At 70.2% G+C, this 16,058-nt stretch carries 12 protein-coding genes and 3 pseudogenes; 7 read left to right on the forward strand and 8 right to left on the reverse strand.

The genetic code is table 11. From position 1 onward, the window contains the following. Positions 1–145: 145 nt before the first annotated feature. Together ACZ7OO_RS11645 and ACZ7OO_RS11650 are read right to left on the reverse strand one after the other, a co-directional pair. A complete protein-coding gene (locus ACZ7OO_RS11645) occupies positions 146–910 on the reverse strand; it encodes an SAM-dependent methyltransferase (protein WP_471503876.1) in 765 nt (254 codons plus the stop codon). 78 nt (positions 911–988) lie between these two features. Beyond that, a complete protein-coding gene (locus tag ACZ7OO_RS11650; RefSeq protein WP_471503878.1) occupies positions 989–1,813 on the reverse strand; it encodes a maleylpyruvate isomerase family mycothiol-dependent enzyme in 825 nt (274 codons plus the stop codon). A 181-nt stretch (positions 1,814–1,994) separates the two neighbouring features. Between ACZ7OO_RS11650 and ACZ7OO_RS11655 the strand changes: the two genes are divergently transcribed. Further along, entirely contained in the window at positions 1,995–2,789 is a 795-nt protein-coding gene (locus ACZ7OO_RS11655) for a carbon-nitrogen family hydrolase (protein WP_471503880.1), read from the forward strand. A gap of 7 nt (positions 2,790–2,796) precedes the next feature. Here ACZ7OO_RS11655 and ACZ7OO_RS11660 read toward each other — a convergent pair whose 3' ends face one another. Together ACZ7OO_RS11660 and ACZ7OO_RS11665 are read right to left on the reverse strand one after the other, a co-directional pair. Then, entirely contained in the window at positions 2,797–3,291 is a 495-nt protein-coding gene (locus tag ACZ7OO_RS11660) for an LURP-one-related/scramblase family protein (RefSeq protein ID WP_471503882.1), read from the reverse strand. Further along, positions 3,288–3,596 (reverse strand): annotated as a pseudogene (locus tag ACZ7OO_RS11665) (helix-turn-helix domain-containing protein); the annotation flags it as partial. The gene ACZ7OO_RS11660 and the pseudogene ACZ7OO_RS11665, both read right to left, overlap by 4 nt. Here ACZ7OO_RS11665 and ACZ7OO_RS11670 point away from each other — a divergent pair. Then, on the forward strand, positions 3,499–3,909 hold the full coding sequence (locus tag ACZ7OO_RS11670) for a cupin domain-containing protein (RefSeq protein WP_471503884.1): 411 nt from the start codon (positions 3,499–3,501) through the stop codon (positions 3,907–3,909). The pseudogene ACZ7OO_RS11665 and the gene ACZ7OO_RS11670 sit on opposite strands and share 98 nt — an antisense overlap. 66 nt (positions 3,910–3,975) lie before the next feature. Further along, on the forward strand, positions 3,976–5,811 hold the full coding sequence (locus tag ACZ7OO_RS11675) for a thioredoxin-like domain-containing protein (protein ID WP_471503886.1): 1,836 nt from the start codon (positions 3,976–3,978) through the stop codon (positions 5,809–5,811). Positions 5,812–5,820: 9 nt separating this feature from the next. Here ACZ7OO_RS11675 and ACZ7OO_RS11680 read toward each other — a convergent pair whose 3' ends face one another. The 3 genes from ACZ7OO_RS11680 to ACZ7OO_RS11690 form a co-directional block, all read right to left on the reverse strand. Beyond that, the gene (locus ACZ7OO_RS11680; protein WP_471503888.1) at positions 5,821–6,066 is read right to left on the reverse strand and encodes a DUF6458 family protein; all 246 of its coding nucleotides are present in this window, start codon (positions 6,064–6,066) and stop codon (positions 5,821–5,823) included. Positions 6,067–6,140: 74 nt separating this feature from the next. Further along, on the reverse strand, positions 6,141–7,439 hold the full coding sequence (locus tag ACZ7OO_RS11685; RefSeq protein ID WP_471503890.1) for a M18 family aminopeptidase: 1,299 nt from the start codon (positions 7,437–7,439) through the stop codon (positions 6,141–6,143). A 116-nt stretch (positions 7,440–7,555) separates the two neighbouring features. Continuing rightward, a complete protein-coding gene (locus tag ACZ7OO_RS11690; protein ID WP_471503892.1) occupies positions 7,556–9,382 on the reverse strand; it encodes an acyl-CoA dehydrogenase in 1,827 nt (608 codons plus the stop codon). Positions 9,383–9,558: 176 nt separating this feature from the next. On the opposite strand from ACZ7OO_RS11690, the gene ACZ7OO_RS11695 reads away from it, so the two are divergent. From ACZ7OO_RS11695 to ACZ7OO_RS11710, 4 genes and pseudogenes are all read left to right on the forward strand, one after another. Beyond that, a complete protein-coding gene (locus tag ACZ7OO_RS11695) occupies positions 9,559–10,038 on the forward strand; it encodes an SseB family protein (protein ID WP_471503894.1) in 480 nt (159 codons plus the stop codon). A gap of 244 nt (positions 10,039–10,282) precedes the next feature. Further along, entirely contained in the window at positions 10,283–12,238 is a 1,956-nt protein-coding gene (locus ACZ7OO_RS11700) for an NHL repeat-containing protein (RefSeq protein ID WP_471503896.1), read from the forward strand. 113 nt (positions 12,239–12,351) lie between these two features. Next, a complete protein-coding gene (locus ACZ7OO_RS11705) occupies positions 12,352–13,329 on the forward strand; it encodes a pirin family protein (RefSeq protein ID WP_352221467.1) in 978 nt (325 codons plus the stop codon). A gap of 101 nt (positions 13,330–13,430) precedes the next feature. Further along, positions 13,431–13,918 (forward strand): annotated as a pseudogene (locus ACZ7OO_RS11710) (AI-2E family transporter); the annotation flags it as partial. Here ACZ7OO_RS11710 and ACZ7OO_RS11715 read toward each other — a convergent pair. After that, positions 13,915–16,020: pseudogene (locus tag ACZ7OO_RS11715) on the reverse strand (SpoIIE family protein phosphatase). The pseudogenes ACZ7OO_RS11710 and ACZ7OO_RS11715 overlap by 4 nt on opposite strands. Positions 16,021–16,058: the final 38 nt, after the last annotated feature.

A 16,058-nucleotide genomic window follows, 5' to 3' on the forward strand; every position in this document is an offset into this window, starting at 1 on the left:
GTTGGCAGAGAGGCTGGGCGACCTGCGGGGGCGATCGCCGTCGGCGGCTCTCCACATGTGCGAACGGCCAGCCGGTGGTGCGGTGGTCGGGTGGCCGCTGGTGGGGTGGTCGGTTGGCTGGTGGTCGGGTGTGGGTAGGGGTTGGTTAGTTCGTTGTCGGGACGAGGGTGAGGTAGGTCAGGCCCAGTACGCCCCGGTACGTCAGCCAGGCCGCGCGGTGGGTGTCCAGGCGGCCCCGGGTCTCCGGGGCCAGGGGGTGGCCGGGGTTGGTGGCCAGCCACACCTCCTGGTCCGCCTGGTAGGCCGACTCGAACTCCTCCCATTCCTCGAGGCTCGCCGTCTCGGTCCACTCCGGGCGGAAGCCCGCCGCCACCGCCAGGTCGACCAGGGTCGCCAGGTCGTGGTGGTCGGCGGTCGAGGCGCCCGGCCACATCCCGGAGAGCTCCGCCTCGGTCGGGGTGCGCTGCCAGAAGCCCTCGCCGAGCAGGACGCGCCCGCCGTCGGTCACCAGCCGCCTCAGCTCCCGCAGGGCCGTCACCAGGTCGTCGCTCAGCGCCTGGCTCGCCCCGAGGCACAGCACAACGTCGGCCGGGCCGCGACCGGTGCCCATCGCCGACTCCTCGGCGAACTCCACCCGGTCGGCCAGCCCGCGCGCCTCCGCGGCCCGCCGCCCCCGCGTCAGATCCGCGGCGTTCACATCCACCCCGACCCCACGCGCTTGCGGTACGGCGTCCAGCAGCCGGAGCATCAACTCGCCCCAGCCGCAGCCGACGTCGAGCACGGTGGCAGGGCGGGACGCGGCGAGCCGCCGTACCATTCCCGCCGCGCGGGCCTCGGAGAGCGGGCCGTGGAAGGTGAGCCGGGTGAGGCGGGGTGGGAGGTCGTCGTGCGCTGTGGTGGCAGTGGTCATGCCGGGAAAGGTAGGTTTCGACGGCCGCCGTGGGCCACCGAATTACCGGCGCCCACTTTGTTTCTCACTGCCTTGTTTTCACTGCGTGACCGCGAAGTTCCGCAGGATCGCCGCCGTCAGTTCCTGGTCGCCCTCCGCCTTCACCCGGTCCGCGGCCGCGTCCGGGGTGATGCGGCCGCAGGCCAGGCGGACGTAGGTCTCCCAGTCGAGAGTGAAGATGGCGGCGGGGCCGAGGGCGGGGGTGGTCTCCAGGGTGCCACGGCCCTGGATGTCGATGCGGATGGTGCGCAGGAACTCCACCGGCCCGTGCACGTCGAAGATGACGGCAGAACTGCGCGGCGCGTCCGCCTTGTTGGCGACCACCCGGGGCAGCTCGTCGAGCAGCACGTCCCGGGCGACCTGCGCGCCCGGAGAGTCGAGGTTGCCGGGCCGCCCCAGCGCCGTCCGCAGGTCCTGCTCGTGCACCCACACGTCGAACGCACGGTTGCGCATGGCCTCTTCGAGGGTGATCTCCTTGCCCATCGGCCCGCGCACGATGTGTCCCGGCTCCCGCGACTCGTTGCGCAGCTGCCGGTTGCGGCGGATGACCGTGTACTCCAGCTCGGAGGTCATCTCGGGCGCCGTGTGGTGGCGGCGGGCGTCGACCTGCATCTCCATGTAGCGCTGGTGCTCGTTGGTGATGTGGAAGAGGTCGCGCGGCAGGGTGTGGATCGGGCGCGGGTCGCCGAGCATCTCGCAGTCCATGCCGATGACATGGGAGACCACGTCACGCACCGACCAGCCCGGGCATGGTGTCCGCCGGTTCCACTCGCCCTCGACGAGGGGTGTCACCAGCTCGGATATCGCTTCGATGGAGTGGGTCCAGGCGTCGGCGTAGGGCTGGAGAGTGGGATGCAGACTCACGGAACGGGACCCCTCGGCGGTCGGTACTCGGGCAGTTGTGGCGGCGCTGCCAGCGGGAGGTGGCTGCTGTCGGCGGGTGTCTTGAGACGCTAAGTTACGCTGCTGTGAGGCACCCGGGCAGTGCTTTCGTGTGACGATCGTAGGCCCGTGTGGACGGCTCGAATGCCAGGACGGTGGTAGTGTGCGCGCATCGCTCATCCAGATCGATGTAAACGAGGGCGAATCGGTCGAATCTCGTCGGCGTCGCGTGACCGCACTGGTGCGCGAGCAGGCGGACGCCGATCTCGTCGTACTGCCGGAGCTGTGGACGACCGGCGCGTTCGCCTACGAGGACTTCGCCACCGAGGCCGAACCGCTCGAAGGCCCCACCTACGAGGCGATGGCGAAGGCGGCGAGCGACGCGGGCGTCTGGCTGCACGCCGGATCCATCCCCGAACGAGACCCTGAGGGCCCCCTCTACAACACGGCTCTCATCTTCTCCCCCTCCGGTGATCTGGCCGCGGCCTACCGCAAGATCCACCGCTTCGGCTTCGACAAGGGCGAGGCGGTGCTGATGGCCGCCGGACAGGAACTGGTGACCGTCCGGCTCCCGGAGACCACGCTGGGCGTGGCCACCTGCTACGACCTCCGCTTCCCCGAACTCTTCCGCGCACTCGTCGACGCCGGCGCCGAGACGATGGTGGTCCCGGCGGGCTGGCCCGAGCGGCGCCGCGCGCACTGGACGCTCCTCGCCCAGGCGCGGGCGGTCGAGAACCAGGCGTTCGTGCTCGCGTGTGGAACGGCCGGGACGCATGCCGGAGTTCCGCAGGCGGGTCACTCGATCGTGGTCGATCCCTGGGGCGAGGTGCTGGCCGAGGCGGGCGCCGGCGAGGAGATCCTCAGCGTCGACCTCGACCCGGCCAAGGTCGCCGCCACCCGCGAACAGTTCCCCGCCCTCAAGGACCGCCTGCTGGGCCTGGAACCCCCGCGCCGTTGATCCTCCCCTAATCCTCCTCCCGCTCCTTGTCGGCCAGGTGGATCACGCACACCGCCACCGCGATCAGCAGCGCCGGGTCCGCGTCGTCCCGTACGACGTCGAGGCCGTAGGTCTCCCGTACGTGCAGCCAGCGCCGGGAGACCACGGCCAGCAGCTCACCGTCGTACTCGACGGCGAACTCACGGTCGAGGATCTTGCCGCTGACGTCCAGTTCGGTGCCGTCGACCAGGCGCACACGGTAGTGGTTGCGCAGCAGGGAGAGCCGCTTGCGCCTGATGGTGGCCAGGGGTTCGCCCTCGCGTTCGATCACCATCGTGTCGCGCAGGGCGAACATCTTCTGGTGGAAGTCGACGAGCACGCGCCCGTGCCGGTCCTTCAGCTCGAACGTGTCCCGCACCCGCATGGCCTTGCCGTCGACGAGGAAGACCTTGCCGCCGTGCTCGTCCTCGATCCAGTAGTCCTCGCCGAAGCCGAGGAGCCGGTCCCTCACCAGGAATCTCATGTCTGTACCCCTTCCCGGCCCACCGGCCCGAAACGCCGCCGGTAGTCCGACGGGCTGAGCCCGGTCTCGCGCCGCAGCCGTGCGCGCAGGTTGGCCGCGGTGCCGAGGCCGCTGCGCGCCGCCACCACGTCCAGGCGCTCCTCCCCGCGTTCGATCAGCCGGCACGCGAGGGCCACGCGTTCCCCGGTCAGCCAGGCCAGCGGTGTGGTGCCCAGCTGGGCGCGGAACCTGCGGTGCAGGGTCGCCGGGGAGACGGCCGCCCGCGCGGCCAGGTCCGCCACGGTCAGCGGCTCCCCCAGCCGCTCCTACGACTACGACGTCCGCGTCGCCAAGGTCGAGGGCGAGCACCTCTGGCACGTCCACGACCACACCGACGAGTTCTTCCTGGTCCTGGAGGGCGAGCTGCACATCGCCCTGCGGGAGCCGGCCGGCGAACGCACGGTCGTCCTGCCCCGGGGCTCGGTCTTCACCGTCCCCCGCGGCACCGAGCACAAGCCGGCCGCCCCGGCCGGCGCCTCGATCCTCCTCTTCGAACCGACCGGCACGTCCACGGTCGGCGACCGCCACGACGAGATCCCGGACCATGTGGACGCGACGACGGGCCACATCCTCCCCTGACCAGCGCGGACGCGAGTTGTACACAGGCGCGATCGCTCTCCCGTCGACAAGTGGCACCCTTGATCCATGAGCGACACATCCCCGGCCCCCACCCCACGCCGTGCCCGCGTCCGCGCCCCCGAGCTGATCGGCAAGGGCGGCTGGCTGAACACCGGTGACAAGCAGTACACCCTCGCTGACCTGCGAGGACGCATAGTCATTCTGGACTTCTGGACGTTCTGCTGCATCAACTGCCTGCATGTCCTGGACGAGCTGCGGGAGCTGGAGGAGAGACACCGGGACACGGTGGTGATCATCGGGGTGCACTCGCCGAAGTTCGTGCACGAGGCGGAGCACCAGGCGGTCGTCGACGCCGTGGAGCGGTACGGCGTGGAGCACCCGGTGCTCGACGACCCGGAGCTCGCCACCTGGAAGCAGTACGCGGTGCGGGCCTGGCCGACGCTGGTGGTGATCGACCCCGAGGGGTACGTCGTCGCCCAGCACGCCGGCGAGGGCCACGCGCACGCGATCGCGCGGCTGGTCGAGGAGCTGGAGGCGGAGCACGAGGCGAAGGGCACCCTGCGGCGCGGCGACGGACCGTATGTGCCGCCGGAGCCCGAGCCGACCGCCCTGCGCTTCCCCGGCAAGGCGCTGCTGCTGCCCTCCGGGAACTTCCTGGTCAGCGACACCACCCGGCACCAGCTGGTGGAGTTGGCCGAGGACGCGGAGACGGTCGTACGGCGGATCGGGTCCGGTGTGCGCGGCTTCGCCGACGGTCCGGCGGCCGAGGCCTCCTTCAGTGAGCCGCAGGGGCTGGCGCTCCTCGAGGACGGCTCGGTGGTCGTCGCCGACACCGTCAATCACGCCCTGCGCCGCCTGGACCCGGCCACCGGCGAGGTGACCACGCTCGCCGGCACCGGCCGCCAGTGGTGGCAGGGCTCCCCGACCTCGGGCCCGGCCCGGGAGATCGACCTGTCGTCCCCCTGGGACGTGGCGGTCTTCGGCGGCAGGGTGTGGATCGCCATGGCGGGCGTGCACCAGCTGTGGGCGTACGACCCGGAGCGTGGGACGGTCGCGGTCGCCGCCGGTACCACCAACGAGGGGCTGGTGGACGGGCCGGCGGCCGAGGCCTGGTTCGCGCAGCCGTCCGGTCTCGCCGCCACCGCCGACCGGCTGTGGCTCGCCGATTCCGAGACCAGCGCACTGCGCTGGGTCGACCTGGACGGGCACGTCCACACCGCCGTGGGCACCGGCCTCTTCGACTTCGGGCACCGTGACGGCGCGGCCGAACAGGCGTTGCTCCAGCACCCGTTGGGCGTGACGGCGCTCCCTGACGGCTCGGTCGCGGTGTCCGACACCTACAACCACGCGCTGCGCCGCTACGACCCGGCGACCGGCCAGGTCACCACGCTCGCCACGGACCTGCGGGAGCCGAGCGACGCGGTGCTGGCAGGCGACGACATCGTGGTGGTCGAGTCGGCTCGCCACCGTCTGACCCGGCTGCGGCTGCCCGAGGAGGCGGTCCGGGTGGAGTCGGTCGCCCACCGCACCCAGCGGGCGGCGACCGAGGTGACCCCCGGCCCCCTCCGCCTGGACGTGATCTTCCAGGCGCCCTCGGGCCAGAAACTGGACACGCGCTACGGCCCGTCGACCAGGCTCCTGGTGTCCTCGACCCCGCCGGAGCTGCTGCTCAAGGGCGAGGGCGCGGACGCCGAGCTGACGAGAGAGCTGGACCTGAACCCGGCGGTGCCGGAAGGCGTCCTGCACATCTCGGCGATGGCCGCGTCCTGCGACGACGACCCTACGAACGAGTACCCGGCCTGCCATGTCCATCAGCAGGACTGGGGAGTCCCGGTGCGGGTCACGGCAGGAGGAGCGAACCGCCTGCCGCTGGTCCTGGCCGGAATGGACCAGGACGCCTAGGCGTTTCCGTCAGACGCCGTACCCGCCGCCGTATTCGTCCTGGTGGTGATGGTGCCGTTCCTCGACGACCGTCGTCGGCGGCGCTATGACCCGCCGGCGACGGGCGATGTTGGTGAACGTCGCGACCCCGATGATCCCGACGGCCATCAGGATCAGGCCGACCACATCGAGGTTGACGCCCTGCATGTGCCAGTCGGTCGCGAACGTGAGGATGGCCCCCACGGCGATCAGGATGATGCATCCGCCTAGCCCCATGAGCGTTGCCTCCCCTTCAGGTTCGGTGGTTCCGGTTCCCGTCGGGTACCCCCGGGCGGCCGGGGCATGTGCAACTACCCCTCAAGGAAAGCCGTCAGCGCGTTCGCGAGGAGGAACGGGTCGTCGGTGCCGCACAGTTCGCGGGCGCTGTGCATGGAGAGGATCGCCGTGCCGATGTCGACGGTCCGGATGCCGTGGCGGGCCGCGGTGATCGGACCGATCGTGGTGCCGCAGGGCATGGAGTTGTTGGAGACGAAGGTCTGGAAGGGGACCCCGGCCTTGTCGCATGCGGCGGCGAAGATCGCGCGGCCCGAACCGTCCGTCGCGTAGCGGTTGTTGACGTTGACCTTGAGGATCGGGCCGCCGTTGAGCCGGGGGTGGTGCGTGGGGTCGTGGCGCTCCGCGTAGTTGGGGTGGACGGCGTGGCCGGTGTCGGAGGAGAGACAGACGCTGGCGGCGAGGGCTCTCGCCCGGTCCTCGTACGATCCGCCGCGCGCCAGTACCGAGCGCTCCAGCACGCTGCCGAGCAGCGGACCGTCCGCGCCGGTGTCGGACTGGGAGCCGGTCTCCTCGTGGTCGAAGGCGGCGAGCACCGGGATGCAGGGCAGCCGGGGGCCGCCCGCCGCCACGGCCGCGAGGGCCGCCGTACCGGCGTGCACGGAGAGCAGGTTGTCCATTCGGGGGCCGGCCATCAGCTCCTGGTCGCGGCCGAGGTAGGCCGGCGGTTCGACGGCGTAGGTCATCAGGTCCCAGCCGGTCACCGAGTCGGCGGGCAGGTTCGACTCCTGCTCCAGGAAGGCGATGAGGTCGCCGTCGCGGATGTCGTCGCCGAGCCCCCAGATCGGCTGGAGATGGCGCTGCTTGTCCAGCTTGAGCCCGTCGGTGCTCACCGCACGGTCCAGGTGGATGGCGAGCTGGGGCACCCGCAGCAGCGGCCGGCGCACGTCGACCAGGCGGGTGGAGCCGTCGCGCAGGCTGAGCCGGCCGGCCAGGCCCAGGTCCCGGTCGAGCCAGGAGTTCATGAGCGGTCCACCGTAGATCTCCACGGCGACCTGGCGGAAGCCGTGCGCGCCGGTGTCCGGGCGGGGCTTGACCCGCAGGTTCGGGGAGTCGGTGTGTGCGCCGACGATCCGGAACGGGGTGTGGGGTGCCGCGCCCTCCGGGACGTACCAGGCGATGATCGCGCCGCCGCGCAGTACGTACTTGCCGCCCGCCGTCCCGTCCCAGGCGTCCGTCTCGGCGACCTGCCGGAAACCGGCCTTCTCCAGCCGCTCGCCGGCGTTCGCGACGGCGTGGTACGGCGTGGGGCCGGCCGCGAGGAAGGACATGAGGTCGTCGGTGTGGCCGCGATCGAAGCGGGCTGGTGCGCTCATGTTCCTCACCTTAACGACGTGCGGTGGCCCGCTCCCGAAGCGGGAGCGGGCCACCGTGGGCGACTCGGGCGTTCAGAACGCCGATCGGTCGTTCAGCAGGTCGTTCAGCAGGTCGATCAGAACGCGGACTCGTCCAGCTCCATCAGGTCGAGGTCGACGTCGGCCGCGACCTTGCGGGCCAGGGTGACGCCCGGCAGCACGTTGGCCGCGAAGAACTTCGCCGCCGCGATCTTGCCGGTGTAGAACGCCCTGTCCTTGTTGGAGGCGGTCGGGAGCTTTTCGGCGGCGACCGCGGCACCCTTGAGCAGCAGGTAGCCGACGATCACGTCACCGGAGGCGAGCAGCAGGCGGGTGGTGTTCAGGCCCACCTTGTAGATGTTCTTGACGTCCTGCTCGGTGGCGGCGAGATCGGTCAGCATCAGGCCGACGATCGCCTCCAGCTCCACGGCCGCCTTGGCGAGGTGTTCGCGCGCGCCCGCCAGCTCCTCGCCGCCGGTGCCGAGCGCCAGGAACTTCTTGATGTCCTCGGCGAGGGAGTTCAGCGCCGCGCCCTGGTTGCGGACGATCTTCCGGAAGAAGAAGTCCTGGCCCTGGATCGCGGTGGTGCCCTCGTAGAGGGTGTCGATCTTGGCGTCGCGGATGTACTGCTCGATCGGGTACTCCTGCAGGAAGCCGGAGCCGCCGAAGGTCTGCAGCGACTGGGCGAGCTGCTCGTAGCCCTTCTCGGAGCCGTAGCCCTTCACGATCGGCAGGAGGAGGTCGTTCAGCGCGTGCTCGGTGGAGGCGTCCTCGCCGGTCGTCTCCTTGACCGCGATGGCGTCCTGGATCGAGGCGGTGTAGAGGACCAGGGCGCGCATGCCCTCGGCGTACGCCTTCTGGGTGATCAGCGAGCGGCGGACGTCGGGGTGGTGGGTGATGGTGACCTTGGGCGCGGTCTTGTCCATGAAGTTCGCGAGGTCGGGACCCTGGACGCGCTCCTTGGCGTACTCGAGGGCGTTGAGGTAGCCCGTCGACAGCGTGGAGATCGCCTTCGTGCCGACCATCATCCGGGCGAACTCGATGATCCGGAACATCTGGCGGATGCCGTCGTGCTTGTCGCCGATCAGCCAGCCCTTGGCCGGGTGCCGGTCGCCGAAGGTCATCTCGCAGGTGTTGGAGGCCTTGAGGCCCATCTTGTGCTCGACGTTCGTGGCGTAGACGCCGTTGCGCTCGCCCAGCTCGCCGGTCTCGAAGTCGAAGAGGTACTTCGGGACGAGGAAGAGCGACAGCCCCTTCGTGCCCGGGCCGGCACCCTCGGGCCGGGCCAGCACGTAGTGAAGGATGTTCTCCTCCATGTCGTGCTCACCGGAGGTGATGAAGCGCTTCACGCCCTCGATGTGCCAGGAGCCGTCCTCCTGCTGGACCGCCTTGGTCCGGCCGGCGCCGACGTCCGAGCCGGCGTCCGGCTCGGTGAGCACCATGGTCGAACCCCAGGTCCTGTCAACCGCGATCTGGGCCCACTTCTGCTGCTCCTCGGTGCCCTCCTCGAAGAGGATGCGGGCGAACGCCGGGCCGGAGGAGTACATCCACACGGCCGGGTTGGCGCCGAGGATCAGCTCGGCGTACGACCAGATCAGCGACGGGGGAGCGGTCGTACCGCCGATCTCCTCGGGCAGGCCGAGCCGCCAGTACTCGGAGTCCATGAAGGCCTTGTAGCTCTTCTTGAAGGACGCCGGGACCGGCGCGGTGTTGGTCTCCGGGTCGAAGACCGGCGGGTTGCGGTCGGCGTCGGCGAAGGACTCGGCCAGCTCGTTCTCGGCGAGCCGGGTCAGCTCCTCCAGGACGCTCTTCGCGGTGTCGGTGTCCATCTCGGCGAACGGGCCGGTGCCGTACAGCTTGTCGCGACCGAGCACTTCGAACAGGTTGAATTCGATGTCGCGGAGGTTGGACTTGTAGTGCCCCATGGTGACGGCTCCGTATCCGGATTCGGCGAGGCACTGACTCCTCGCGCAAGCGTTCATATACCAACGAGTAGCTACGATGATGCTACCCGTCAGTAATAAGACGCAACCCCCTCAGGTGAAGTGTGAGAAGGGTCTACCTTCTCGCGGGCGCCGCGTGTCTCGGTAGGCTTGCGGCCATGTACGGATACGGCCAGCCCATGGACGGTAGCGCCGCTCAGCAGCAGTACGCCCCGCCGCAGCAGATGCCCGGCGGCGTCGGCGGGTACGGCCAGCAGGCTCCGCTCTACCCGGAGCCGTCCCCGCCCTCGCTGGCGGACGCGGTGCGCGCCTTCACCACGGGCCAGCTGACCGCCGAGGACTTCCAGCAGGTCTTCGCCACGTCCAAGGTGTACTGCCCGCGCGGCGACAATCCCGGTTTCCTCGCCCTGCACAACACCCAGCAGCCGGTGATCCCGATGTTCACCTCGCTGAAGGAGCTGCGCCGTTACGCGGGCAAGGAGTCCAAGTACTTCGTGATCACGGGCGCGGAGGTCATCGACCTGCTCCCGACCGGCTACGGCTTCGTCCTCGACATGGAGGGCGAGCACCGGATGGTCTTCGACGCGAAGGCGGTCGAACAGATGGTGGACTTCGCGATGCGGCGGATGTACGGCTAGACGCCCCCCTTAACCGCGGCTGGACGCCCCCTTTACTACCGCGGGCCGCTGCCCGCGCGGCCCTCGGAGTTCTCGGAACCCCCGGGAAAACCCGCTCCCCCTTTGTCACAGCCATGCCATAGGCTGCCCCAGGCAGCCGCGCCCCACGCGCCACCGCTCTTCCGCGGTCGTGTGCGGGTGCAGCGCGGCGCTCTCATCCACCCGGCGAATCCGGGTTTCCACTGGGGGTTTCATCACTGTGCGCATGCGCAGCACTTCGGTCGCGACGGCACTCGCGGTCCTCTTCAGCTCGGCGGCGCTGAGTGTCGTGGCGGCGGGGACCGCCTCGGCAGCCGCCACCACCGTCACCAACACCGGCGGTCTCGTCGTGGACGGCGCGCTCCAGCGCGTGTTCGTCGGCGACGCCGCGAACGGCCGGATCCTCGCCGCCAACTACAGCGGCACCCTCGTCGACTCGCACACCGGCTTCGGTAGCGTCAGCGACCTGGCCCTGTCGGACGACGGCTCCACCCTGTACGCGGCCCTGCCCAACACCCACCAGGTCCTCGCACTCGACGCGGCCACGCTGGACGTGAAGACGACGTACAGCATCCCGACCGACACCGGCCCCCGCCACCTGGCCTTCGCCGGCGGCAAGGCGTGGTTCTCGTACGGCGACCAGTGGGACGGCGACATCGGCTCCATCGACCCGGCGGTGGACCCGGCGGGCGGGACCGACCCGGTGGCGATGGCACAGTTCCCCACCGAGGGCACCTCGGTCGGCATCTGGAACCCGGGGCTGCTGGACACCGACCCGACCCGGCCGGGCCTGCTGGCCATCGCCGACACCGGCAGCTCCAGCGACTCCATGGCGGTGCTCGACGTCTCGGACGGCACCGCCAAGCTCACCGCCTGGTACTTCAGCGACTACACCCTGAACAGCGGCATCGGGGACATCGACCTCGTCCCCGGCGCCGACCAGGTGCTGGTCAACGGCACCGACCGGGACGCGTGGGCGGACGGCAAGTTCAGCAAGGCCGGCGCCTACCCCGGCGGGTGGGGCGCCGACGTCGCGGCGAACGGGCTGGTCGCCCAGGTCGGTGCCGGCAAGGTCGCGGTCTACCGGCCCAACGCCACCACGCCGCTGCGGACTTACACCGTCGGCTCCTCGGCCGACTACGCCGTCGGCAACGTGCGCTGGGCGCCGGACTCCTCGCGGATCTTCGCGCTGGCGCCGAGCGGCGGCACCTACACGCTCAAGGTCCTGACCCAGCCGACGCTCAATGTGCCGACGCTCACGGTCAACGCCCCGAGCTCGGCGGCCCGCGCCAAGCAGCTCACCGTCACCGGCAAGCTCTCGGCGACCGTCCCGCTCGCCGCCGGCACCAAGCTCTCCGTCACTCGTACCGACATCTCCAGCCCCAGCGGCAAGGCGCTCGCCTCCGTCACGGTCAAGTCGGACGGCACGTACTCCTTCCTGGACACCCCGCCGGCCGGCGGCACGGTCACGTACAAGGTGACCTTCGCGGGCGACACCGGGCACACCGCGGTCTCCGCCTCCGACAAGGTCGCGGTCTCCCGCACGGCGTCGAGCCTGAGCCTGAACAACAACGGCAAGCTGTACAACTACGGCGCCGGCGTGAAGTTCACGGCGCACCTGGGGACGACGTACAGGAACCGGTCGGTCAAGATCTACGCGGACCCCTTCGGCGGCGACAAGGGCAAGAAGCTGATCAAGGCCGGCAAGGTGGACTCCCACGGGAACATCGCCGCCTGGGTGGACATGACCCGTGACACGGCCGTCTCCGCGGTCTTCGACGGCGACGCCCGTTACGCGCCGAAGACCGTGAAGGCCACGGCGTACGCGCGGGTCAAGATCTCCACCGCGATCTCCAAGCACTACAAGACGGCGAAGATCGGTTCGACGTCGTACTACTGGTTCCACAAGAACACCGATCCGGTGTTCACCACGACCATGACCTACTACCCGGGTCGCAAGCACCGTCTGGACCTCGAGGTCTACTACCAGGGCAAGTGGCAATCGACGGACTCCGAGTACTTCGCGCTCGGCACGAGCGGCAAGTCGGCCGTACGGCTGGGTGCACCCGGAGAGTCCGGCATCCGGGCGCGGCTGCGTTCGGTGTACGTCAACGGCACGTCCGGCGACACCGTGAACTCCACGACCTACAGCGGCTGGAAGTACATCTACTTCAGCAACTGATCCACCGATCGGCGGATGACGAAGCCCGGAGGGAATGTCCTCCGGGCTTTCTCCGTTAGAGGTGGCAGAAAGTTCAACGCTCAACTAAACTGGGCGTACAAGGAGGAGCCAACATGCCTGCAGTGACCGTCGAGAACCCGCTGACCCTTCCCCGGGTGGCTGCACCGGCCGACGCCGTGGCCCGTCCCGTGCTCGCCGTCACGACCGCGCCGAGCGGTTTCGAGGGCGAGGGCTTCCCGGTACGCCGGGCGTTCGCGGGGATCAACTACCGCCATCTCGACCCGTTCATCATGATGGACCAGATGGGTGAGGTGGAGTACGCGCCGGGCGAGCCCAAGGGCACGCCCTGGCACCCGCACCGTGGCTTCGAGACCGTCACCTACATCATCGACGGGATCTTCGACCACCAGGACAGCAACGGCGGCGGTGGCACCATCACCAACGGTGACACCCAGTGGATGACGGCCGGTGCCGGCCTGCTCCACATCGAGGCGCCGCCGGAGTCCCTGGTCATGTCCGGCGGTCTCTTCCACGGCCTGCAGCTGTGGGTGAACCTGCCGGCCAAGGACAAGATGATGGCGCCGAGGTACCAGGACATCCGCGGTGGCAACGTTCAGCTGCTCACCACCCCCGACGGCGGCGCGCTGCTGCGCGTCATCGCCGGTGAGCTGGACGGTCACGCCGGTCCCGGCGTCACGCACACACCGATCACCATGATCCACGCGACGCTGGCCCCCGGCGCCGAGATCACGCTCCCCTGGCGCGAGGACTTCAACGGACTGGCGTACGTGCTGGCGGGCAAGGGTGCGGTGGGCGCGGAGCGCCGTCCGATCCACCTCGGTCAGACGGCCGTCTTCGGCGCGGGTTCCTCGCTGACCGTCCGCGCGGACGAGAAGCAGGACTCCCACACCCCGGACCTGGAGGTCGTTCTCCTCGGCGGACAGCCGATCCGGGAGCCGATGGCCCACTACGGCCCGTTCGTCATGAACACCAAGGACGAGCTGATGCAGGCCTTCGAGGACTTCCAGAAGGGCCGCCTGGGCACCGTCCCGGCCGTCCACGGAATGACGGAGAGCGGTCCGCAGGCGTAACGGTTCTCGTCGACCGACCGGGTGGGTGAGCCGGGTTCCGGCTCACCCACCCGGTCGTGTACGGCAGGGCACCCACCGGCCTCGCGTGATCCGCTGGTGCGGCCCGTCGTGCCTTCGAGGGCATCGAGGGATTCATGCGCGGCACCACCGTCATCGCGTTCATCGACGTCGTCTGCATCACCGTCGGCCTGCTGACCCTCCCGCGATCGGACTCGGCGCGCTCGTCCTCGTCGGCGCCTACATCCCCTACCTCGGCGCCCTCATCTCCGGTGCCGTCGCCGTACTGGTCGCCCTCGCCGACCGGGGTTTCGTCATCGCGCTGTGGACACTCGGCGTCGTCCTCGCCGTGCAGGGGCTGGAGAGGCACGTGCTGCAGCCCCTGATCCAGAGCCGGACCGTGCAGATGCACCCGGCGGTGGTGATGCCGGCCATCACCGCAGGGGCCTCCGTCGCAGGGATCCTGGGCATGCTGCTCGCCGTACCGCTCACCGCGGCCGCCTTCGGCGTCCTACACGAGCTACGGGCGCGCTACGCGACCGCCTGGCGCCAGGACCCGTCCCGCGCTCGTGGACCGCCTAGCTCTAGCTAGGACCCGTCGCCCTCGCCGCTCTCGTACAGCTCGAACCAGATGCTCTTGCCCTCCCCGCGCGGGTCGACGCCCCAGGCCTCCGCCAGGAGCTCCATCAGCACCAGGCCGCGGCCGGACGAGGCCAGTTCGCCGGGGCGGCGCTTGTGCGGGAGGTCGTCGCCGGTGTCCGTGACCTCGACGCGCAGACGGCGCTCAGGGGCCGGACCGCAGACCTAGGCGAGCAGCAGCGCGTCCGCGTCGGTGTGGACCAGAACGTTGGTGAGTATCTCGGATAGCAGCAGCACCGCCGAGTCGACCTGGTCGGGCGAGTCCCAGTCGTGCAGCAGCTCGCGCAGCTGCTGGCGGGCCTCGGCGATCCGCTCGGGCTCGTCCTGGGCCACCGACAGCAGGGTGCGGCGGACCCGGGGCCGTACGGCTATGGGGCCGGCGCCCGGCCGGGACAGCAGCAGGACCGCGATGTCGTCCTCGCGGCGGTCGGCCAGCGGCCCGGTGGTGTGGTGCGAGGAGGGGCCGTGCACGGCCTGGACCAGAGCGTCGGCCAGTTTCTCCAGGTCGCCGTCGTGGTCCTCCATGATCGCCCGGACCCGCTGCCAGCCGCTCTCGATGTCATGGCCGCCGGTCTCGATCAGACCGTCGGTGCAGATCATCATGATCTCGCCGGGTTCGAGGGTGAACCGTGTGGTCGGATAGTCCGCGTCGGGGTCGATGCCGAGCGGTAGCCCGCCCGCCGTCGGCCGCCGCAGCACCGTGCCGTCGGTCATCCGGATCGCCGGGTCGAGATGTCCCGCGCGGGCGATCTCCAGCGCCCCGGTCACCGGGTCCGCCTCCACGTACAGGCAGGTCGCGAAGCGGAGGTCGGTGATCTCCTCGTCGTAGGTGATCCCGTGCAGGAAACGGGAGGCCCGGGAGAGGACCGCGTCCGGGCGGTGGCCCTCGGAGGCGTAGGCACGCAGCGCGATCCTGAGCTGGCCCATGATGCCCGCGGCCCGTACGTCATGGCCCTGGACATCGCCGATGACCAGGGCGTACCGGCCGGACGGCAGCGGGATCATGTCGTACCAGTCGCCGCCCACCTGGAGGCCGCCGCCGGTCGGGATATAGCGGGCGGCCGAGTCCATGCCGGGTATCTCGGGGCCGAGCGTCGGCAGCATGGTGCGCTGGAGCCCGTCCGTCAGCTCCCGCTCCGAGTCGGCGATCCCGGCCCGCGACAGGGCCTGTGCCAGCATCCGGGCCACCGTGGTGAGCACGGACCGCTCGTCGGGTGTGAACGACACCGGATAGGCGAACCCTGCCATCCAGGCGCCCATGGTCCGCCCGGCCACCGTCAGCGGCAGAAAGGCCCAGGACTGACGGCCGAACCGCTCGGCCAGCGGCCAGGTGACCGGGTAGCGGGACCTGTACTGCTCGGGGGAGGAGAGATAGACGGCCCGGCCGGTCCGTACGACCTCCGCCGCCGGGTAGGCGGTGTCCAGCGGCATGCTGGAGAAAGGGCTGTCCTCGTCGATCTGCTGACCGTGGTGGCCGATCATCGTCAGCCGGTCGCCCCTGGCCCCGAAGACGGCCAGCCCGTCCGGGGAGAACCCGGGCATCGACAGCCCCCCGGCGACCCGCAGCACCTCCTCGGTGGACCGCGCCTCGGCCAGCGCCCGGCCCGCGTCCAGCAGAAACGCCTCACGGGAGCGCCGCCAGTCGCCGGTGACCGGATGCTGGGCGGCAGCGCCGGGGGACGGCTCGGTGACCTCCTGGATGGTGCCCGTCACCCGGTAGACGCGCTCCTCGGCGTCGTACACCGGTCGAAAACGGCTGCGGACGGTACGGATCAGCCGGCCCCGCTCGTCCATGACCCGCATCCGGACCTCGCCGAGCGTGCCCTCGATGGCGGCCAGCCGGGTGATGCTGGTGTTCTCGTTCCAGTCCACGGGGTGGAAACGGGACCGGACCAGGGCCTCCGACAGGAGGGACGGTTCGGCAGGCAACCCGATGAGCCGCGCCGCCTCCGCATCCGCGGTGACCAGCCCGGTAGCCGTGTCCCAGTGCCACAGTCCGGTCGCGAGGGCGGTGAGGACGTCCTCCACGGCGGGCAGGGGCTCGCCAGTTCGCATTGCCCCACTTTAAGAAGATCAGATCGAAAAATGCTACC

Source organism: Streptomyces sp. NPDC111744 (assembly GCF_055634995.1).